The organism is Paenibacillus xylanexedens (genome assembly GCF_017874615.1).
Lineage (GTDB): Bacteria > Bacillota > Bacilli > Paenibacillales > Paenibacillaceae > Paenibacillus > Paenibacillus xylanexedens.
This window is the reverse complement of sequence record NZ_JAGIKV010000001.1, coordinates 285,746-305,704: the sequence shown is the minus strand read 5'-3', so window position 1 is coordinate 305,704 and position 19,959 is coordinate 285,746. Positions and strand designations below refer to the sequence as shown.

Sequence of the window (19,959 nt, the reverse complement as noted above, 5' to 3'; positions counted from 1 at the left end):
TCAGAGACAGGAGAAGAGAACATCTATGAGCACGACTGGACACACAGTGCAACCACAGGTTTCACCGTCAGGTAAACGAGGGGCGTTTCCATTATCCCTGTTATGCCTGACGATAGGAGCATTTGCGATTGGTATGACCGAGTTTATTATTATGGGCTTACTGCCTAATGTGGCAACAGACCTGAATGTAAGCATTCCACAGGCTGGACAACTCATTACGGGATATGCGCTTGGTGTAGCGGTAGGTGCGCCGATTTTGACCGTATTTACACACAAGATTCCGCAGAAAAAACTGCTGGTGCTGCTGATGTGCATTTTCATTATCGGAAACGCATTGTCCGTTATCGCTCCCACCTATGGGTTGTTAATCTCAGCACGGATATTAACGGCATTTGCCCATGGCACGTTCCTTGGAGTAGGTTCAATCATGGCGACGCGGCTTGTTGCGCCCGAGAGAAGGGCAGGAGCTGTATCGGTTGTTCTCGCAGGGCTAACGATTGCCAACATTATTGGCGTTCCGTTTGGTACATTTATCGGGCAACAGCTCGGATGGCGGTCATCTTTCGGGGCGATTACGATCTTGGGCATCATTTCGTTGATTGGTATCATTCGTTTCATCCCCGTCCTCCCGCATGGAGCACCAGCGAATCTCGGACAGCAATTCCGGAATCTGGTTCGTCCCCAAGTATTATTGGTTCTGCTTGTTGGAGCGATGGGATGTGGGAGTCTGTTCGCCGTGTTTACTTACATCACGCCCATGCTTGTGGATATTAGTGGTTTTGCCGAGCAGAATGTGACTTGGATTTTGGTGCTCTTCGGCTTCGGTGTTACCTTGGGTAACATGGTTGGCGGCCGTCTGGCAGACTGGAAGCTGATGCCTTCCCTGATCGTCAACTTTGGGATCTTAGCTGTTCTGTTAGCTGCACTTACGATTACACTAGATAATCCTTATCTCGCGGTAATCACCATATTCTTCTGGGGTGTAGCCGCTTTTGGTATTATGCCGGGACTTCAGATTCGGATTATGAATATGACTCGTGAAGCGCCGCTGCTGGCGACAACATCAAGTCACTCCGCATTTAACCTGGGGAATGCAGGTGGTGCCTATCTGGGCGGATATGCAATTACGCATACGGGACTTATATCTGTACCTTTGTATGCCGCAGTTATTGCCGGATTAGGTTTGCTAGGACTGCTCTTCAGTCTGTTCATGGAGCGTAAACATCATGGGCCAGAGATTGTCGAGGTTGCAGAGGCAGCGTCGGCAAGTTGAAAATGAAATCGGTTTGCCTCAATTCTTCCGTTGAACACGGAGCGTTGAGGTTTTTTTATATCATGATGAGATACAGAGTAGGGGAGCGAATAGACGGTCTGGTGGTGTGAAGAAGTATACTTTTTAAACTATAAGATATAGTTATTTAAGTTTTTTGATGATGTACAGGCCTTGTGAGGTGATATAATAAAGATGTAATTGGAATTGATTGTAAATTATGGATCGCGGATGTTTACTTCCGTATTGGGAAAGGTGAAGGATAGCGGTCCGTATTCATGCGTGGAAAGGAGGGACTTCGTTTTAAAATGTAAGGGCTTTCAATTTTGGTTTGTGTGTATCTGAAAGACCTGTTATGAGGTTCGTACACGGTTTAAAATCATATTCCAAAGGAGATTGATATTTAATGAAAAAACGTCTGTCCAAGATTCTGAGTCTCTCCATCACAGCAGCACTCCTTGTGCCAACGATGGCGTCTGCAACGGATATGCAGGAAACTCCAGCTCCAGCCCCCTTTCAGTCTGTGATAGATCAGGGAGCGACCGGCACCATGGATAATACCGGGCAAAATGCGCTGGCTAACACTCCGGTGGTGCCGGCACCACCGGGTTATGATGGCTATCGAAACAATATTCCGCACGGAAATACCAATCTGATATCCTATTACTCCACAACGGTAGGCAATACACGGAAAGCGACGGTGTATACACCGCCAGGATATTCTCCGAATAAAAAGTATAACGTCCTGTATCTCCTGCACGGCATCGGCGGAGATGAGCATGAGTGGGTTAATGCAATGAAACCAAAGAACATTCTAGACAACCTGTATTCTGAAGGTAAGTTGTCCCAGATGATCGTTGTTATGCCGAATGGTCGTGCCATGAAGGACGATCGTCCAGTCGGTGACATTTTTGCTCCGGACAAAGTGGCTGCGTTTGAACGGTTTGAGCAAGACCTGATCAAGGATCTGATTCCTCATATCGAGGCCAATTATCCGGTGTACAAAGACAAGAATAGTCGTGCGCTAGCCGGACTGTCCATGGGTGGTGGACAGTCGCTTAACTTCGGATTGAAAAATCTGAATACCTTCGCTTGGGTAGGGGCCTTCTCGGCTGCACCGAATACGCAATCTGTATCGCAGCTGGTTTCCAACCCGGGACAAGTCGCTAGCCAACTCAAATTGTTGTGGATCTCCTGTGGATCGAGTGACGGTCTGTTATGGGTCAGCCAGAACTTCAAAAACGGCTTGAGCAGCATGAACATTCCGCATACCTTCTATGTGGATGTAGGTGGACACGAACCATCTGTCTGGAACAGCGGCCTGTATCAGTTCTCACAACGAATCTTCAAGTGATTAACCGGTATTCATAGGGATTCTCAGATAATTACTGGGATTCATATTGGATAAGCCACTGCCTCAGTTCTGTTTCGTACAGAGCTGAGGTTTTTGTTATGAATCAAGTCATCTGAAAGGAGCACATGGGTATTTTTAATTTTGGGGATGGGGTTAATGAGAGTGTAAGTAATGGTTTAATTTAGTACATAGGTAGTGTTATGAAGGAGAGGGATCTGATGTTTTATTACAAAGGTGCGTTTCGGGAAACGGACAATGTGATCTATTTTAAAAGCGATGTCTCATTAGCCCAGAATGATGTTGTCCTATTTGGTGAAAAGAAGTATTTTATCGAAAGTGTGGAAAAAGAATTTCTCCTGCTTCAGCGGGTAGGCTCCATAGTTTCTGTGAGTCTGTGAAATCTTCGCAAGATCATCCCCTTTTTCAAGTGTACGTGCACTTCTGGGCCTCTGCCTACATACAATAGATCGACCCTGTTCCCACATGTGCTCAGGCCAGATCGTTGTAAAACTGCAGGAGGTGTCATCTGTGCCCGGATTGTTTACCGCAATTGCTCTATTCATTAAAGAGTTAACGTTACTCGTCTCGTATGTCAAAAATAATGCGTTCCCCCAGCCACTGGCTGAGGGTGATGAAGCCAAACATTTGCGCCTTATGGCTGAAGGCAATGCTCACTCTCGCAATCTGCTCATTGAACACAATCTGCGCCTCGTCGCGCATATCGTCAAGAAGTTCGACAATACGGGTGAAGATCAGGAAGACCTGATTTCCATCGGAACCATTGGTTTGATCAAAGCCATCGAAAGTTTTCAACAAGGCAAAGGCACGAAGCTTGCCACATTTGCGGCGAGATGTATTGAAAACGAGATACTTATGCATCTGCGTTCCCTGAAGAAAACACGCAAAGATGTATCCCTGCACGACCCTATCGGTACGGACAAAGAAGGCAATGAAATTACATTAATCGATATCCTTGGCACAGAAGCTGATGATGTTGTAGATCGGGTACAGCTCAAGATTGAAAAAAGTAAAATTTATCGCAATCTAGACATCCTGGATGATCGGGAGAAGGAAGTTGTAATCGGTCGATTTGGCCTGGAAGCGGGCGGGGAGGAACGAACTCAACGCGAAATTGCGAAGGAACTGGGCATCTCACGTTCTTATGTATCACGGATTGAAAAACGAGCGTTAATGAAGCTGTATCATGAGTTTTATAAGCAAAAGTAGTTGTTGGTTAGATAGCACTTTTCGTTAAAAAGATGGTGCTTTCTGAACCTTCCATATTTGTAGCGAGATGCATTAAGATCGAAAATTTGATACACCGCGCTCTTTGAAAATGGTACGGACAAAGAGGGCAATGAAATTACACTAATTGATATCCTCAGAACAGATTGGATAAGCAAAAGGAATAGCTGAACAACCAGAGGGCACCTTTATCGGGAGCCCTTTTTACTGTGAAGATGCTTAAAATTGGTCTATATAGTATTAATTATTTGGGATTATGACCTAAATAAAGGAATTTTAATTCCTGTTGAAGAATATCTTATACACAGACCAATTTAATATATAAGGAGTACATCATAATGAAGCAGCTTTTTCAGAAAACTCCACTGTGGTTTTTGTTAATCTGGATCGTAGGATTTATGATGATCGTGTTCAACTCGTTTCAATCAAACTCGGGTACCATTAACTTGCTTGCATTATTCATAATTAATGTTGCTAATGCTATTCGAATTTGGAAAAACGAACGTTCATTAGCAATTACCTTTTTAGTCGTTGCCGCTCTATGCTTGGCTTATATTTTTAAATACTTCTATAGATATGTATAATCAGCATGACATGGCATGAGGATAACAAAGGAATGTACATAGGCTGATGATAGTATGGATCGAATGCAACTCAAGATTATAAAAGCAAAGGGCATGAAATACGAGCGTATCAAAAGGTCACCTCTTACAAAGGTGGCCTTTTTGCTGTGCAAAAAAATATATAAATGAGGGATATGTATTCTGAGCAGATTATTATATGATGAGTAATAATATTTTACATCGTAGAGAGCATTTGCAGAAAGAGAGTGGTGGTTGATCATGCAGCAAGAAACGTTAACAAGGGGATTAAAGAACAGGCATGTGCAGTTGATGGCGATCGGAGGTGCGATCGGTACAGGTCTGTTTCTCGGAGCAGGCAAAACGATCCAGCTAACTGGGCCATCCATCTTGCTGGCCTACATTATTACGGGTGTTGTGTTGTTCCTGATCATGCGTGCATTGGGGGAGCTGCTGTTAAGCAACTTGCAGTATCATTCCTTTGTCGATTTTGTGCGTGATTACCTGGGAAATATGGCGGCATTTATTACAGGCTGGACCTATTGGTTCTGCTGGATCTCCATTGCTATGGCTGATATTACGGCCGTTGGTTTGTATACGCAATTTTGGTTTCCGAATGTACCTCAGTGGATGCCAGGGTTAATTGCGCTGGTCATTTTGCTAATCATGAACTTGGCAACGGTCAAGTTGTTTGGGGAGATGGAATTCTGGTTTGCACTGATTAAGGTCGTAGCTATTCTTGCACTCATTGTTGTTGGTTTATATATGATATTCAAAGGTTTTACCACGGATCAGGGTCCAGCGAGTTTCACCAATCTGTGGAGTCATGGGGGATGGTTCCCGAATGGCCTGCATGGGTTCATCATATCGTTCCAGATGGTAGTGTTCGCCTTTGTAGGCATGGAACTGGTGGGACTGACAGCAGGGGAAACGGAGAACCCGGAGAAGGTTATTCCGAGAGCCATTAACCAGATTCCGATCCGGGTACTGCTCTTCTATGTTGGCGCACTGCTGATTATTATGAGTATTTATCCGTGGAACGCCATTGTGCCTACTGAAAGTCCGTTTGTACAAGTGTTTGCCGCTGTAGGTATTGCGGCTGCTGCAGGCATTGTGAACTTCGTGGTACTGACGTCCGCAGCGTCAGCGTGTAACAGTGCCATCTTCAGTACAAGCCGTATGGTGTTCTCCATGGCAAAGGATCACAACGCACCTGAATCATTTGCACGACTGAATAACAGGAAGGTTCCTTCCAACGCGCTGTTTTTCTCCACGATTGTTATTTTGATCGCGATTGTGCTGAACTATATCATGCCAGAGGGCGTATTTACGCTGATCACGAGCGTGTCGACCGTGTGTTTTATCTTTGTCTGGGGCATCATGGTAATCTGTCATCTCAGATATCGTCGTACTCAGCCGGAACTGGCGAGTCGCAACCGCTTCAAACTGCCACTATATCCGTTTTCGAACTACTTAATCCTGGCGTTTCTGGCGTTTGTGCTAGTGGTATTGGCATTGGCCGAGGATACGCGTGTGGCACTGTTTGTCACGCCAGTGTGGTTTATTCTTGTTGCGGGGATCTACCTTCTCAACAAGAAAAATTTGAGTAATAACAGACAGTAGTCTTACCATCGTTGCCAAATAAAGCCGCCCAATGATATTGGGCGGTTATTCGTATTTATATTCTTGCAGCCTCTTTGCCTTCACGAATGCCCGTGTAGACGGCATTACAGATATCGGTGGTATACTGGCCCGACATCCCTTCAAGTGCCGTGTTGGTGAATGCTGCAACACTAAGTTCTTCTTTTGGATCAACAAACCAGGAATGACCGTATGTTCCACCCATTCGCCATGTACCCGCTGATTCAGGTGTACCGGCTGCGACAGGATCTTTAAGTACGGTAAAACCAAGGCCAAACCCTCTTCCTGGCCAGTATGGCATCACGAGATCACCGATTTGATTGGTAGACATCTCAGCCGCAACGGCTTCTGTAAGGAGCGGCTGTCCTCCTTGTCGCAATGCTTCAAGTAAAGTAAGAAAATCTCCGGTACTTCCAACCATACCCGCTCCGCCCGACAAGTAAGCAGAAGTACGATTCGCACGATTGGGTGACAGTCGGAAGCCAGCAGTGCCCTCAATAAAAGGAATCAGCTCCAACACCTGATGAAGAAGACGCGGTTCTTCAGAACCATCAGCGTATGCAGCGGTCAACCGATTCGAATCCACTGCAAAAAAATCAGTGTCCGTCATGCGAAGTGGATGAGTAACCAGCGTTTGAACAGCTTCTCGTAGTGACATCCCAGTTACCTTTTCGATAACGGCACCAAGTACATCTGTCGCAATGGAATATCTCCACATGTTGCCTGGCTCATACAGAAGCGGAGCAGAAGCCAGCCTTTGCAGATTCTCCTCCAGACTAATTTCAGACCAATCCATTCCATCCGATACTCCTGCAAGCTCATAGGTTCCCTGATCTTCTTGGAAGAAACGGTATGTCAAGCCTGCCGTGTGTGTCATCAACTGATGTACTGTTATTAAAGCATCCTGACCATTAGCAAGTTTGGGCCGGAATGCAGGAAGCCAGCGTGTCACCGGATCATGTAGACTCAGCTTTCCTTGTGAGATTAATGCCAGAGCTGCTGTCGAGACAATAGGTTTGGTTACGGAAGCAAGTCGAAACAGAGCGTTTTCCGACATGCTGCGTTTTTGCTCCCTGTCTGCGAAACCAGCAGCCCGGCTATATACCAGTTCCCCTCCTACTGCAACTTGTACAACTGTTCCTACGATTCTTTTTTCGCTTAGAGCGCGGTCAATAGCTTCATCAACATAATTATGCAATGTCGTCATGTCTTTTTTTCTCATGCTTATCTTCCTCTCACCAACTGATGTATTTGATTTCTCGTGATAACTGTGTTTATTATATAAATGATTGATCTTGTAATACATGGTTTGTTAAAGGCATTATAATGAATTGGCGAATATACTTAAGGTAATTTATGAATATATCTTATGTATTTAAAGGAGTGGATCACATGGACGAAATAGATCAGCATATTCTGTATCACTTGGAGAATCAGGCGAGATTATCCATGACCGAACTCGGCAAACTGGTGGGGTTATCTCAGCCCGCTGTTACTGAACGAGTCAAACGAATGGAAGAAAAGGGAATCATCGAGGAATATCGAACCGTGATCTCCCCCTCCAAATTGGGCAAGCAAAGCACAGCCTATGTTCTTTTTCGTACGCGGGATTGTTATCCTTTCCTGGATTTCTGTCGTGCGTCCCCTGAAGTTGTGGAATGTTATCGGATAAGCGGGGAGTACAATTACTTGCTGAAAATCCTCACAGACACCATTCAGGGACTCGAGGAGTTTGAGAACAAGTGTGATCCGTACGGTACTTACATGACTTTAATCACCATGTCTTCTCCAATTGCACATAAGAATCTCGTGGAAGGACCAAATCTGTTGGCACGGGCAGAATAAGATTCTGGTCTTAAAAATGAAAAACAGAAGAGGAGTCCACATCAAGTGAACTCCTCTTTCCTCCTGTGTGTAACTCATGCAAAATGCCTTCCTGTTATTTTACTTACTTGGGAAATCCATATTTATAAGCACGCATAGCTACAAGCAACGCAGGAATGAGCAAAATAAACAGCGCCCCAGAAAGGTATCCTGCTCCAAATACTTCAAGAAGGATGCCCCCGATGATGCCTCCTCCGCCAATCGCCAGATTCCATGCTGTAACCAGCATCGATTGAGCGACATCTGTGCTTTTGCCTCCGGCTTGAGCGATGGCAGTCTGTAACAGTGTCGCGGCTCCGCCAAACGTAAGTCCCCAGATCATGATGCCAAGGATAATAATCACAGGTTGATGAGTAGCGATTCCCATCACGACAGAGGCCAGAGCGAATGATGCCAAGCTAATGATAACCAATCTCCTCAAAAATCGGTCAATGAGCATGCCGGTTAACCAAATTCCAACAATGGAAGTAAAACCGAAAATGAGCAAAATCAAGTCGACTCTGTTAGCAAATGCGGTCTGGGCAAGGTAGGGAGAAATATAGGTATATAGGATGTTATGGGCAAGCATCCAGGCCAGAACAACAAACAGAATAGGCTTAACTCCCGGAATTAAAAACACCTTATGCAGCGGAAGACGTTCACCAGCTGGCTCTCCGGCAAAATCCGGCATTTTCCAGAGAACCCATACGATTAAAGCTACGGTCAGAAGAGATACCATCCCGAAGATGAGGCGCCAGCCGATATAAGAACTAAGAAAACTACCGATTGGAACACCCAGGGCTAATGCTAACGGTGTGCCGACCATAGCCACAGCCATGGCTTTACCTTTTAGCGAATCCGGGACCATCCGACGAGCATAACCTGCTGTCATTCCCCATAACACACCCGCAGAGACTCCCGCCATGAAACGAGCAGCAAGTGTCAGGATATAATCCGAAGATAAGGCGGTAACGGTGTTAAAGACAAGAAAACCACTAATGCATACTAACAGTAGAGGTCGGCGTCTCCATCCGCGTGTAGCAGTAGTCAAGGGAATGGCAGCAACAAGTGATCCAATGGCATAAAGAGTCACCAACTGTCCTGTGAGGGCCTCTGTGATCCCCAAGTCTTTTGCAATCTGCGGCAGCAGTCCCGCAGGCAGGCTTTCAGTGAGGATGCAAATAAATCCCGCCATGGCTAAAGCAAGTAGCCCAGCCCACGGAAGGCGTTCTGAAGATATGGAAGGCAGCTCCCTTTGTTTTGGGAGGGATGTGTGAGCGGTCATGAATAAAACCTCATTTCTTATATTTTAATCCTATCCAGAACTATGCATATAAGCTTATCTGAAAAAATCAAACTTTTGCATACAGGATTAAAGGTAAGAAGGAGGTTTTAACATGATTTTTAATTTAATTTGTGAGTTTATCCGTTAATTTAGTATGTTCTAAAGTGGACTGAAAAAATGAGCAGGGAGAATGTCTTCTCCTGCTCATTGGCTCAAGTTATTACTTGATTGGATTTGCTTTCATTTCCTGTCCCATTTTCTCAATGCCATCCAGAATTTGATATCCATAACCCCAGAACTGGCTGAAATCTGTGACATAGATCTGTTTGTTTTTGATTGCGTTCATACTTTGCAGGGCAGGGTTGGCATACAGGTTCTCAATTAGCTTATCGATATCCGGTGAACCGGCATAAGCGGACAAGAGTAGGTAGTCCGGGTTCGCTGTAATCAGTTGCTCAACACTAACTTCACCTTGCACACCATCAAACGTATTTTTCAGTTTCAGCAGGCCAAGTGCATCAAGCTGATACGTATCGTTCTGCATGCTGCTTACCGTAATGGTGTCTTCCGTAGCGGGTACGATATAAGCAAAAGTATGATCAGGCTGATCGGCTACACTTGCCTTAATGGCTGCAACACGAGTCTTCAGACTTTCCGTGAATGTTGTGGCATTATCTTGAATATCGAAGATCTGCCCAAGTTGTGCAATATCGCTATAGAGGCTATCTAGTGTGCCTTTGTGATTCGTCGTTTGCAGGAACGTCCGTATATTCATGTCATTCAATCCATCGACCGTACCCACGCCCCAGTCTGCATCAGCGAACAGGTCGCCCCGTCCGAGTACCAGATCCGGGCTTGCACCTACAACCAGCTCTTTACCTACATAATCCTTGGACAATACCGGAATTTGGGCGAAATCATCAGCCACATCCGGTGTAACGGAACCGTATAGAGCAGCAACACCGACCATTTTATCGGTCAGACCTAATTTGATGAGCATCTCAGCCGCAGACTGGGTATTCGCAACAACACGTTCAGGTGCTCTATCGAATACTTGCACTTTGGGTTTCCACTCGCCGCCCTCACCCGAGATCGTGAAATTCTCAAAGGTGAGCGGGTACGTCGTTTTATTTGTATTCTCAGCAGGAGCTGAAGTTTCTGTCGTGTTAGTTGTTGAAGTTGTTTCTTCGGCAGGGGAAGAAGTTGATGCATTTGAACAGGCTGCAAGCAGCAGTAACAGGAGGCTTAGAGCAGCGATGCCAATGGTTCTGGATGTGAATTTCATTAAATGATGAACCCCTTTTCTATGTGTTTTAAATTGACAAAGATAATCATTCTCAATTATAATCCGAGAAAACACATTGTAAATAGCTAAATTTAATTTGTTCTACATTTTACGCGAATTGATGGGGGAAGAGATGGCACAGACCGTTCAGGTTCAGACACAGCGTATGGGGAAAAGAGAGTCTCTAATTCATAGTAAATCCGGGTTTGCTTTACTGATTGCAGCTTTAATCATGATTACGCTTATATCCGTAGGTATTGCAGTTTCCATTGGACAGGTACAAATTCCACTGGCGGAGTCGTATCGTATTCTTTTATACAAATTAACGGGATTTCAGTGGGGGACAACACCCATTGAGGCAGGTTCCTTTACCGATATTATCTGGCAGATTCGTTTCCCGCGTGTGCTGATGGCGATGTTTATCGGTGCAGGCTTGGCCTTGTGCGGTGCTGTTATGCAGGCTGCTGTGCAGAATCCACTTGCTGATCCTTACATACTGGGTATATCCTCAGGCGCTTCACTTGGAGCAACCTTTGCAATTCTTATTGGATTCGGTGCGATTGGGTGGCTAGGTCAGACGGGGGTGGCTTTCTGGGCCTTTGCCGGTGCGATGGGTGCGTCCTTACTGGTCCTGACTTTGGCAGGGATTCGGGGGAAAATGACGTCGGTCAAGCTGGTGCTTGCGGGAATGGTGATTAACGCGTTATGCAGCGCTTTTTCGAACTTTATTATTTATTTTGCCAACAATGCTGAAGGCATCAAAACGGTGACGTTCTGGACCATGGGCAGCCTGGCGGCTTCCGGATGGAACAAGCTTCCACTCGTGGGTATCGTCGTGCTGGTGGCGATTCTATTTTTCCTTTTACAGTCCAGAGTTCTTAATACGATGTTATTGGGGGATGAAGCAGCCGTTACACTGGGCATTAATCTGAGTGTGTACCGCAGGGTGTACATGCTGTTAACCGCTTTGGTGACAGGCGTTATGGTGGCGAGCTGTGGCATGATTGGTTTTGTTGGACTCATTATTCCGCATATCGTCAGAGGTCTGGTGGGTTCCGACCATCGTAAAGTGATGCCTGTATCCGTGCTGTTTGGAGCCATTTTCCTCATCTGGACGGATGTTATTGCACGATCCCTCATATCCAGCGTGGAGTTGCCAATCGGTATTATTACGGCCATGATTGGTGCACCAATGTTTATGTATATGCTGGTCAAAAAAGGCTACGGTTTTGGAGGAAATTAAACATGAAACTGAACGTAGAAAATGTATCCATCTCTGTGCTGAACACAGACATCATCAAGGATATTTCATTACAGGTGAACGGTAAACAGTTCGTTGGACTGATCGGACCCAATGGTTGTGGCAAGTCAACGCTGCTCAAGAGCATCTATAAAGTGATCAAACCGCAGCAAGGTAAGGTTTTTCTAGACAATACCGATATTCTCAAATCCAGTCCAAAGCTTGTATCCAGACACATGGGCGTTGTTGGCCAGTTTAATGAATTGAGTTTTGATTTTACAGTACGCGAGATGGTCATGATGGGCCGTACCCCACACAAAAAAATGCTGGAGACGGATAATGAACGGGATCACGAAATCGTCGAGCAGGCTTTGGAAAAAGTACATCTGACTGGACATGCAGACCGCAATTACGTGTCTCTGTCTGGTGGAGAGAAACAGCGTGTCGTATTGGCGCGTGTCTTGGCACAGCAACCTCAATTCCTGATCCTGGACGAGCCAACGAACCATTTGGACATCAAATACCAGCTTCAGATTCTAAATATTGTCCGTGGACTCGGCATTGGCATATTGGCAGCGCTGCATGATCTCGAACTCGCCGCAGCATATTGCGATTATCTCTATGTGGTGAAAAAGGGCCAGATTGTGGTCCATGGCAAACCGGCTGATATTCTGACTCGCGAGATGATTGGTGAGGTATTTGATGTCGATTGTGAAATCTATACAAATCCAGTTACGGGCGGCTTAGGCATTGCTTACCTGAGTACACGTTGATTGGGACTATATCTTCGTTTGGATGACGTGGAGAAATCTTTCGAAATATCAATTGAAGTGAACATAGACCGTACCTGTCGGAGCGATGTTGTTGAGTGCTCACAGGGCTGGTCTTTTGTTTTTTAGATGGGGGTAGGGATTAACTATTGAAGCTTAGGATCAACGGGATGAGCATGAGCACCTTTGCTAACTTCTTGGAAAATATCTGAGGAGTTATCGCTATGCCAAGCTCATGATTTGCGATGGGCTGTACAATCGTTGTTCCGATGGAGATCATGATGACGGTTGTGGCGACACTCATCTGTGAGATCGACTTGCGTCCTGCAATGCGCAGCAGAATTATGCCGATAAGTACAAGTAAAACAGATTTCCATATCCAGTATACGTATATTCCTTTCTATTCCAGTATGCGCTTTGTTTCTTAGGCTGTTCTGGAGTTGGAGGGATTATGCAGTTGGCTGAATCCATAGCTTTCATTCCGCCCACCGGATCGTATACAATAGGGTATTGATGAAGTGAACAAAGGAGCGGGTCACAGTGGCAAAACAGAAATACTATGTTGTCTGGGAAGGCAAGAAGCCGGGTGTGTATAACACATGGGCAGATTGCAAAGCGCAGACGGATCATTATACCGGAGCAAAATATAAATCCTATGAGTCCAAAGCAGCCGCAGAAGAAGCGTATCGTGCTGGGTGGAAGGGAAATTGGGGATCAAGTGCAGGCGGAGCGTCGAAGACAAAATCGGCTGGTAGCGGAAGAAGTGCTGGCATGGAAACGTCAGAGGAAGTGGATTACGACAGCATCTCTGTTGATGTGGGCACACGTGGTAACCCCGGACCTGTAGAATACAAAGGGGTAGACACCCGCACCGGTGAGGTTATTTTCTCCGTCGGACCGATCTCCAGAGGCACGAACAATCTGGGTGAATTTTTAGCCATTGTACATGCCCTCGCACATCTGAAAAAGGAAGGCAGTACCAAAACGGTGTATACCGACTCGGTCAATGCCATGAAATGGCTAAAGCAGAAAAAAGTAGCCACAACGTTACCAAGAGACAACTCCACGGAAGAAATCTGGCTGATGATTGACCGTGCGGAGCAGTGGCTCCAGACGAATACGTATAGCAATAAAGTGCTAAAATGGCAGACCAAACAGTGGGGCGAAATCAAGGCAGATTACGGCCGGAAGTAGGGATTTTTCCAAAGGATGCCTCCTTAATTTCTGGTCTATTAGAATCGTTATTTACAATTTCCAGTTTCCGCTCTATAATCATCTGAATATGATTAGTTAAACATATGGAGGAGCCTGTCATCTGCAGGCCCTCTTTATCTTTTTGGTCCATTGATTAGCAAGTCCATTCAATAGAATGGGGTATTTGAGTATATATTGCAGGAGGCAGACATGAGTTCCATTTATAGAAGTGAAGAAGGCAAGAGCAGCATACTTGAAGAGTATGAGATTTATTTGAACGAGTTGGGTGAGGAATTTACTCGGGAGTATGTAGAGACGCGTTTTGGAAAGACACATGTTTTACTGACGGGTCCTCTAGATGGCAAGCCGTTATTTATTCTCCAAGGCGGTAATTGTGTGAATCCGATGACGTTGTCCTGGTTCTCTTCTTTATTTAAAGAATACCGGATTATTGCTCCTGATACGATTGGCCATCCTGGTTATAGTGAGGAAGCGAGTATCTCGACACGGTTTGATAGCTTGGCATTATGGGTATCGGATCTGCTGGATCACTATGATATCGAAAAGAGTGCATTTATCGGCCCATCGTTTGGAGGAGGCATTATTCTCAGACTGGCTACCTATATTCCGGAACGCATCTCGTGTGCTGTATTGGTTGCTCCTGCTGGTCTTGCGGTCAATTCCAAAATTAAAACAGCTCAGGATATCACGTTGCCACTCGTCAAGTATCGCATGACGTCTTCACCATCTTCTTTGCAAAAAATTACGGACAACATGTCGTGCAACTGCATGAAAGAAATGGATAAAAACATTATCGGTAAACTTTTTAAATACGTCAGCATAGATCAGGATCTGCCCAAGCTCACGGAGCGAGAAGAACTGGTGAATTATACGTCACCAACCTTGTTATTGGTAGGAGAGAAGGATGTCTTTTTCCCAGCGGATAAGTGTATTGAGCGAGCTCAAAAGATTATTACGAATGTAGAAGCCATCAAGTATGATACAGGACATTTTCCTTCACAGGACGTATTGGTTCAGATGAACGAGGAAATCGGGCGTTTTTTACAGAATAATTATTAATAAAAGCTGTAAATGAAGGATGGGAAATGTTTTTCTCCAGTTTAATAAAGTAATTACATCCATCTGTCGATACTCTATATAAGAGAATGCTTTTCTTCTATAGAATAGTGTAGATAGGGATTAGCAGTAGAACGAAGAAGGCTTGATATCATTAATATTTAAATATTTCGCGTTAAGGTGTTTCAAATTGCATCATTTGGTTTATATGTATAGTTGGCGATGAATTGCTGACTGGTTAAACCAAGTGATGCATTTACGCGGAAAGTCTTCCGATCGACAAGGTTGAAAAGAGGTCTGTTATGAGAAAAGACAATTGTAAAATGACATTGCAGCGCAATGTGATTATAAATGATACATATCAGGTAAGACAGGTATTAGCCAGCAGTGAGTTGGCTATTGTATATGCAGGGCGAGATCGTAACACAGGTGCAAAAGTAGCCATTAAGGAATTTTTCCCACAGAGAATGGCTGAACGGCAGGCAGACAAGCGAGGGGTGTTCTGCTCTTCGCGTGGATACGGTGGGCAATACCAGGAGTTGCTTGGTGCATTTTTACTCGAAGGTGAACTGTTATCGAAACTGGATCATCCTCATATTGTATCATATTTGGATCATTTTGAAGCGAATGGTACGGGGTATCTCGTTATGGAATACTGCACGGGAATCACATTGACCGAGTATTTAAATGAACATAATCATGCTCTTGATGCTGCCTTCATAACGGAGACGCTGCTTCCACTGGTGGATACATTGGATTACATACATAAGCAAGGCATTCTTCACCGGGATGTGAAACCTTCCAACATTATGGTCATGGAGGATGGTACACCCAAACTTCTGGACTTTGGCTCAGCTACCCGTTGGCCTATGCAATCCGGAGAGAAACAGGTGATATTTACATCGGCAGGTTATTCTCCGCTGGAGTTTTATTCGGAGAAATCTAGTCAGGGACCGATGTCGGACATCTATAGTTTGGCAGCTCTGCTCCATTATTGGACATGCGGGCAACCCCCTATGGACGTGAAACAGCGGTTGTTCCAGGATGAATTGCCATCTGTTCGCTCACATAATGAGTATGTGAATCCTTGGCTCGCTCGTGTTATTCATTGGGGGTTGACGGTTCGTTCTGAGAAACGCTGTGCTTCCTTAGCTTGGGTCAGAAGCTCGCTACGAGTTCAAGCCTGGGTATGGAAAGTGCGCAAGCCAGGTACAGTGGAATGGTCTTTAGCCGAGAATCAACATACGCAGGTCTATGAAGTGGAGTCGAAAAAGCAACATGAGATGGCTTGAGTTATAACACCTCTTTTATAAAATGGTATGCTAGATGAGCATATTCGTACAATAGATTAAACCAAGTCGACTTATAAAAGAGGAGATTTGGTTTTTTTGTTATTTATTATGTTATAGGGAATCGGATGTAATTGAATGACGTTATATTTTATGGAGTTCGTCTCGGAGTGAGCCAGACGATGAATCATGCCGTGATTAACAGCTCCACCTATAGATGAATTTGAAACGAACACCCCAACTCCGATACAATGTTCTCATAGAGTCTGAGAGAATGGATCAAATACGGTGCAGAAATGGAGAAAACCAATATGACTGATTTTATCAACGCTGACGATATTAATGACGTAATTCTGGCTGCGGCAGCAAACGAGCTGGAGCAGATGGTGGACAAAATGTGTGAGCTGATTGGCACGCCTTTGGAACAGACGACAGAACTGGAGCGTCAGGTCATGGCTGCTTTTGGTTTTGGCGCGGTGTATGGCATCACTCATCGGGATCAGCTAGCGGAGCCGCAGGCCCATGCCTTGAGCATTCGGATGCTGATTAAACCGTTTAATTACAGTGAACAGCAGGCGGTTGATTTTGCCGATGATCTGATTCGGGTGGCTTCCGATCGTGAGGTTCATCCGGTGATGAATACGATTATCCAACGTGGGATTGATGGACACCGCCAATTCAATCAGGAAGACGATGAAGGATTGGAACGTAACATTCAGGAGATTTTAACAGCGGTTCAATCGCAAAAATAGACGGTTTTAATAGATGCGGGAGATGATTGTATTGGATCTGATGAAATTAAGCAAGGAACTCTCATACGCTCTGCGACATGCACCATGGGAGTATGAGCTGGAACTGGACGAAGAGGGTTGGGTGGAAATCTCGCAATTGCTGGTGGCTTTACATGAAAGTCCGTACTGGAAGGAAGTCACGCAAGCCGATCTGGAGCAGATGATTCAAGCCTCGGAGAAAAAGAGACATGAAATCCGTTCTGGCCGCATCCGGGCATTGTATGGACATTCGACACCCCATAAGATATCGAAGATATCTGCTGAGCCACCGGAAACCCTGTACCATGGGACCCCGGCACGCGCAGTGCATTCTATTATGGAACATGGCTTACAGCCGCGGCAAAGGCAATATGTACATCTGTCCGCAGATATCGATACGGCCAATCAGGTGGGACGAAGACGGGATGATCAGCCTGTCATTTTGAAAATCAATGCTGCTCAAGCGGCCACAGACGGAATCCTCTTTTATCATGGAAACGAAAATATCTGGCTGGCCGATCATATTCCCGCACGTTATATTCTTGAGCAGTGAGCAGTGACTGGTGAGCAATGAGTGATGAACTGTTGTGGAAAACATAAATACCTATCTCGAATTGCAGCAGTCGCAATGAATGGATTGAATGTGCAGTCTTCCGTTCAAGTTGTATACCGTTGTATTGATCGTTAGCTACACCAAAAAAGGGACGCATCCAACATTTGTTGGTGTGTCCCTTTCTCATATCCAAAACTTACTTGCCTACAATTGCTTTAATACCTTCGCTAAGTGGCTGAGCCGGACGGCCAAGCAATTTCTCTAATGTATCACTCTCTACAGCCAATGCGCCTTCACGGATGGCACTTTGCATATCAACAAGCATCGATACGACAAAGTCCGGTAGACCTGCACCTTTCATGATGTCAGCGTAAGCGGCATCGTCCACGTTTTGCACGTTGATTTCCTGCCCAAGCACTTCACCAACAATGGCAGCCAGTTCAGCTTGCGTGCGTAGTTTGCCGGACAATTCATACACGGTATTCTCATGTCCTTCACCTGCAAGTACAGCTGCAGCAGCATGGGCGTAGTCACTGCGGGTAGCCCAGCCTACTTGGCTGTTGTTGGTGGCATGAACCCAAGGTGCACCTTGCGTAGCGGCTTGCACACTGCCTGCTTCATTTTCCAGGTACCAGTTGTTGCGCAGGAAGGAATACGGTATGCCGGATTCACGAATAGCTTTTTCTGTAGCGCGGTGAACTTCCGCCAGGGAAAGGGTGTTTTTCTCTGCATTCACAACGCTTGTATAAGCGATGAAACCCACGCCTGCGTTCTTGGCAGTGTCAATGGCAGCCTGATGTTGGCGAATACGCGTTTCATTGTCACCATCAGTCGAGATCAGCAACAGACGGTCTACACCAGCGAAAGCTTTCTCCAACGTCTCCGGTTGATCGAAATTACCGTGTCGCACGTCAACGCCTTGAGTGCGGAGTGCTTCCGCTTTCTCTGGATTACGTACACTTACTGCCACATCCTTGGCAGAATTGTTTTTTAACAATGCCTCTACAACCAGTGAACCCAATTGACCTGTTGCGCCAGTAACCAAAATTTTCATTTTCTTTTCCTCCTATAATATGTGTTGTTGGTTGCATATGGATGTAATCAAAGGTGTTATAACAGGTGTGATTACAACGAAAGGGTTAAAAAAAGCTCATAATGAGCTTTGTTATTCAGATACATGAATCTGATCCATCATCTGCTGTATGGTTACACGATTCAAGCGCTGTTCCATGGCTGTCTGAGCCTCAATGAGTTCGGCACGCAAGGTGTGTTCAATCATGTTGCCGACCGGACATTTCGGATTCGGATGTTTGTGAAAGTTAAACAATTCCCCATCCTCCACGACCTCAAGCGCTCGATATACATCAAGAAGGGTAATGTTGGCCGGATCTTTCAACAAGGAAGCACCGCCCACACCGGGTCTGACGTCAATCAGTCCAGCCTGTTTCAACTTGGACATAATCCGCCGAATAATCACGGGATTTGTATTCACACTCTGCGCGATCACATCTCCGGTGCATTCATTGGGCATAACAGCGATCAGGGACAGGGTATGAACCGCAATGGAAAAGCGACTGCTGATTTGTCTCATGGGATAATCACCACCGTTGTAACTATAATAGTTACAAAGCGATCGGATGTCAATTCCTTTATATTATATTTTAATGGATAGTTGCTGTTGTTCTGGAATCGTAGATGATCAAACAGATGATAATTGAACTATCAGCTATGTCAAATAAATGAGTTGTGGTTCTTTTGAAGCGTTAAAAAAGAAGTAGGTTTCAAACCTTTTAATGTAATAATAGGGCTAAATTCCTATTATTTTCAAGTTAAATGGAACTATATGGTTTTCTTGTTTGCGTACAGAAGAAGAAAAATGACAAAAGCTTCGACAAACTAGAAAATTATGTATTAATTGACAAATGTAAAAGCGATTATATAATGTGTTTAACTACAAGATTGTACATTTAGTTACAAATGATTCCAAATAACAAACGGCGGGAGTGGGACAGGCATGTGGTTTTTGGTTCTATGGTTGTTAGGTCTAATTTCAGGGGGAGTACACCTATATGTGTTAGGTTTTCCCGGGGAAATGAGCGAGATTAGCAGGGTGTTGCTGCTTCATCAGTTTGTGGTTACGTTTGGATTGGTTGGAGTGATTGGTTATGTTGTCAACATTGCCAGAGCGGATCAGACAGCCAAAATGTTAGGATGGCCTGGTGGACCATTTCAGGTTAAATACGGTTTTTCCCAGGTAGGGCTTGGAGTTATGGGGATTATGGCCATCTGGTTCCAGGGGAACTTTTGGGTTGGTGTATTGGTAACGATGTACATATACGGATTAAGTGGTCTTTGGTCACATACTTATGTCATGATTAAAAATCGCAAGGCAGATGGAGACAGTATCGGGAATCTCATTATGGATGTGGTGTATCAAACGTTTATCACGGTTCTCTCCGTATTGGCTGGTGGAATCTGGGTAATGCACTAAGCTGTAACTGATTTTTTGCCTTACACAGCTTGAATCTCAATTAAACGATGA

Annotated in this window: 19 protein-coding genes; 14 read left to right on the top strand and 5 right to left on the bottom strand. The window is 45.0% G+C overall.

Translation table 11 applies throughout. From position 1 onward, the window contains the following. Nucleotides 1-25 precede the first annotated feature (25 nt). The 5 genes from J2Z28_RS01360 to J2Z28_RS01340 all read left to right on the top strand — a co-directional run bounded on the left by J2Z28_RS01360 (nt 26) and on the right by J2Z28_RS01340 (nt 6,073). On the top strand, nt 26-1,273 hold the full coding sequence (locus tag J2Z28_RS01360) for an MFS transporter (RefSeq protein WP_211080875.1): 1,248 nt from the start codon (nt 26-28) through the stop codon (nt 1,271-1,273). Between the two features lie 403 nt (nt 1,274-1,676). After that, entirely contained in the window at nt 1,677-2,624 is a 948-nt protein-coding gene (locus J2Z28_RS01355; RefSeq protein ID WP_211080874.1) for an alpha/beta hydrolase, read from the top strand. 218 nt (nt 2,625-2,842) lie between these two features. Further along, nucleotides 2,843-3,022 carry a hypothetical protein gene (locus J2Z28_RS01350; RefSeq protein ID WP_036615241.1) on the top strand — a complete coding sequence of 60 codons (180 nt, stop codon included), beginning with the start codon at nt 2,843-2,845 and terminating at the stop codon, nt 3,020-3,022. 130 nt (nt 3,023-3,152) lie between these two features. Continuing rightward, nucleotides 3,153-3,851: an RNA polymerase sporulation sigma factor SigK gene (sigK, locus tag J2Z28_RS01345; RefSeq protein WP_017687130.1), complete on the top strand. Its 699-nt coding sequence runs from the start codon at nt 3,153-3,155 to the stop codon at nt 3,849-3,851. Nucleotides 3,852-4,711: 860 nt separating this feature from the next. Continuing rightward, a complete protein-coding gene (locus J2Z28_RS01340; protein ID WP_211080873.1) occupies nt 4,712-6,073 on the top strand; it encodes an amino acid permease in 1,362 nt (453 codons plus the stop codon). Between the two features lie 55 nt (nt 6,074-6,128). On the opposite strand, the gene J2Z28_RS01335 is transcribed toward J2Z28_RS01340, so the two are convergent. Continuing rightward, nucleotides 6,129-7,313, bottom strand: a complete 1,185-nt coding sequence (locus J2Z28_RS01335) for a serine hydrolase domain-containing protein (RefSeq protein WP_211080872.1) — start codon at nt 7,311-7,313, stop codon at nt 6,129-6,131. Between the two features lie 170 nt (nt 7,314-7,483). Between J2Z28_RS01335 and J2Z28_RS01330 the strand changes: the two genes are divergently transcribed. Beyond that, on the top strand, nt 7,484-7,936 hold the full coding sequence (locus J2Z28_RS01330; RefSeq protein ID WP_211080871.1) for an Lrp/AsnC family transcriptional regulator: 453 nt from the start codon (nt 7,484-7,486) through the stop codon (nt 7,934-7,936). 103 nt (nt 7,937-8,039) lie between these two features. On the opposite strand, the gene J2Z28_RS01325 is transcribed toward J2Z28_RS01330, so the two are convergent. Beyond that, nucleotides 8,040-9,239, bottom strand: a complete 1,200-nt coding sequence (locus J2Z28_RS01325) for an MFS transporter (protein WP_211080870.1) — start codon at nt 9,237-9,239, stop codon at nt 8,040-8,042. Between the two features lie 220 nt (nt 9,240-9,459). Then, on the bottom strand, nt 9,460-10,524 hold the full coding sequence (locus tag J2Z28_RS01320) for an ABC transporter substrate-binding protein (protein WP_211080869.1): 1,065 nt from the start codon (nt 10,522-10,524) through the stop codon (nt 9,460-9,462). 166 nt (nt 10,525-10,690) lie between these two features. Between J2Z28_RS01320 and J2Z28_RS01315 the strand changes: the two genes are divergently transcribed. The 7 genes from J2Z28_RS01315 (at nt 10,691) to J2Z28_RS01285 (ending at nt 17,417) form a co-directional block, all read left to right on the top strand. After that, nucleotides 10,691-11,767, top strand: coding sequence for a FecCD family ABC transporter permease (locus tag J2Z28_RS01315; protein ID WP_211081028.1), 1,077 nt, complete (start codon nt 10,691-10,693; stop codon nt 11,765-11,767). Between the two features lie 2 nt (nt 11,768-11,769). Beyond that, on the top strand, nt 11,770-12,537 hold the full coding sequence (locus J2Z28_RS01310; RefSeq protein WP_127545022.1) for an ABC transporter ATP-binding protein: 768 nt from the start codon (nt 11,770-11,772) through the stop codon (nt 12,535-12,537). A gap of 537 nt (nt 12,538-13,074) precedes the next feature. Further along, a complete protein-coding gene (rnhA, locus tag J2Z28_RS01305) occupies nt 13,075-13,728 on the top strand; it encodes a ribonuclease H (protein WP_211080868.1) in 654 nt (217 codons plus the stop codon). A 210-nt stretch (nt 13,729-13,938) separates the two neighbouring features. Beyond that, nucleotides 13,939-14,808, top strand: coding sequence for an alpha/beta fold hydrolase (locus J2Z28_RS01300; protein WP_036615225.1), 870 nt, complete (start codon nt 13,939-13,941; stop codon nt 14,806-14,808). Between the two features lie 299 nt (nt 14,809-15,107). Next, nucleotides 15,108-16,097 carry a serine/threonine protein kinase gene (locus J2Z28_RS01295; RefSeq protein ID WP_211080867.1) on the top strand — a complete coding sequence of 330 codons (990 nt, stop codon included), beginning with the start codon at nt 15,108-15,110 and terminating at the stop codon, nt 16,095-16,097. A 308-nt stretch (nt 16,098-16,405) separates the two neighbouring features. Next, the gene (imm48, locus tag J2Z28_RS01290) at nt 16,406-16,846 is read left to right on the top strand and encodes an Imm48 family immunity protein (RefSeq protein WP_211080866.1); all 441 of its coding nucleotides are present in this window, start codon (nt 16,406-16,408) and stop codon (nt 16,844-16,846) included. Nucleotides 16,847-16,877: 31 nt separating this feature from the next. Next, entirely contained in the window at nt 16,878-17,417 is a 540-nt protein-coding gene (locus tag J2Z28_RS01285; RefSeq protein WP_244988030.1) for an RNA 2'-phosphotransferase, read from the top strand. Between the two features lie 196 nt (nt 17,418-17,613). Here the strand turns inward: J2Z28_RS01285 and J2Z28_RS01280 are convergent, their stop codons facing one another. After that, nucleotides 17,614-18,471, bottom strand: coding sequence for an SDR family oxidoreductase (locus J2Z28_RS01280; protein ID WP_211080864.1), 858 nt, complete (start codon nt 18,469-18,471; stop codon nt 17,614-17,616). Between the two features lie 111 nt (nt 18,472-18,582). Then, nucleotides 18,583-19,008 carry an Rrf2 family transcriptional regulator gene (locus J2Z28_RS01275; protein ID WP_047843833.1) on the bottom strand — a complete coding sequence of 142 codons (426 nt, stop codon included), beginning with the start codon at nt 19,006-19,008 and terminating at the stop codon, nt 18,583-18,585. A gap of 423 nt (nt 19,009-19,431) precedes the next feature. Between J2Z28_RS01275 and J2Z28_RS01270 the strand changes: the two genes are divergently transcribed. Next, complete coding sequence (locus J2Z28_RS01270) at nt 19,432-19,908, top strand: DUF6790 family protein (RefSeq protein ID WP_026080959.1); 477 nt, start codon at nt 19,432-19,434, stop codon at nt 19,906-19,908. The last annotated feature ends 51 nt before the right edge of the window (nt 19,909-19,959 follow it).

What these genes read in the sequence shown, in the direction of transcription:
- J2Z28_RS01360 (WP_211080875.1), top strand. Translation starts at nt 26, where the DNA reads ATGAGCACGACTGGACACACAGTGCAACCACAGGTTTCACCGTCAGGT.
- J2Z28_RS01355 (WP_211080874.1), top strand. Translation starts at nt 1,677, where the DNA reads ATGAAAAAACGTCTGTCCAAGATTCTGAGTCTCTCCATCACAGCAGCA.
- J2Z28_RS01350 (WP_036615241.1), top strand. Translation starts at nt 2,843, where the DNA reads ATGTTTTATTACAAAGGTGCGTTTCGGGAAACGGACAATGTGATCTAT.
- J2Z28_RS01340 (WP_211080873.1), top strand. Translation starts at nt 4,712, where the DNA reads ATGCAGCAAGAAACGTTAACAAGGGGATTAAAGAACAGGCATGTGCAG.
- J2Z28_RS01335 (WP_211080872.1), bottom strand. Translation starts at nt 7,313, where the DNA reads ATGAGAAAAAAAGACATGACGACATTGCATAATTATGTTGATGAAGCT.
- J2Z28_RS01330 (WP_211080871.1), top strand. Translation starts at nt 7,484, where the DNA reads ATGGACGAAATAGATCAGCATATTCTGTATCACTTGGAGAATCAGGCG.
- J2Z28_RS01325 (WP_211080870.1), bottom strand. Translation starts at nt 9,239, where the DNA reads ATGACCGCTCACACATCCCTCCCAAAACAAAGGGAGCTGCCTTCCATA.
- J2Z28_RS01320 (WP_211080869.1), bottom strand. Translation starts at nt 10,524, where the DNA reads ATGAAATTCACATCCAGAACCATTGGCATCGCTGCTCTAAGCCTCCTG.
- J2Z28_RS01315 (WP_211081028.1), top strand. Translation starts at nt 10,691, where the DNA reads ATGGGGAAAAGAGAGTCTCTAATTCATAGTAAATCCGGGTTTGCTTTA.
- J2Z28_RS01310 (WP_127545022.1), top strand. Translation starts at nt 11,770, where the DNA reads ATGAAACTGAACGTAGAAAATGTATCCATCTCTGTGCTGAACACAGAC.
- J2Z28_RS01300 (WP_036615225.1), top strand. Translation starts at nt 13,939, where the DNA reads ATGAGTTCCATTTATAGAAGTGAAGAAGGCAAGAGCAGCATACTTGAA.
- J2Z28_RS01295 (WP_211080867.1), top strand. Translation starts at nt 15,108, where the DNA reads ATGAGAAAAGACAATTGTAAAATGACATTGCAGCGCAATGTGATTATA.
- imm48 (WP_211080866.1), top strand. Translation starts at nt 16,406, where the DNA reads ATGACTGATTTTATCAACGCTGACGATATTAATGACGTAATTCTGGCT.
- J2Z28_RS01280 (WP_211080864.1), bottom strand. Translation starts at nt 18,471, where the DNA reads ATGAAAATTTTGGTTACTGGCGCAACAGGTCAATTGGGTTCACTGGTT.
- J2Z28_RS01275 (WP_047843833.1), bottom strand. Translation starts at nt 19,008, where the DNA reads ATGAGACAAATCAGCAGTCGCTTTTCCATTGCGGTTCATACCCTGTCC.
- J2Z28_RS01270 (WP_026080959.1), top strand. Translation starts at nt 19,432, where the DNA reads ATGTGGTTTTTGGTTCTATGGTTGTTAGGTCTAATTTCAGGGGGAGTA.